This window comes from Streptomyces sp. 4F14 (assembly GCF_048159485.1).
GTDB lineage: Bacteria > Actinomycetota > Actinomycetes > Streptomycetales > Streptomycetaceae > Streptomyces.
Genome location: NZ_JBLRVY010000454.1, coordinates 1 through 304, shown reverse-complemented (window position 1 = coordinate 304; position 304 = coordinate 1). Strand labels below are relative to the sequence as shown.

The 304-nt window shown below is 65.1% G+C and carries 1 pseudogene; it reads right to left on the bottom strand.

Annotated elements, in window-relative coordinates:
* Positions 1-304: pseudogene (locus ACLZOT_RS51560) on the bottom strand (diacylglycerol kinase family lipid kinase); the annotation flags it as partial.

Here is a 304-nt window from a genome sequence, read left to right as displayed (position 1 = left end):
GCTTGCCACGGGCCCCCCGCTCGGGGGACGAAGTGAGCAACTGGGTTGCATACCGGGCAACCGCGACCGTGGACATTCGGCTGAGACCGAGTACGTCGAGGCCCGTATCGAACGAGGCCTTAGGTGCCGCGTACACCGGACGGTTGCCCAGATACGTCCACGGAGCGGTGTTGCAGACTATGGACAGCACCAAATCGGTCACCGGGTCCTCGCCCGGCCGCTCCAGTGTGATGGTGCCGTGCCGGCGGTTGGGCTCCTGGATGAACTGACGTACCACCTGGCGCAGATAAAGGGCGTGCGTGGA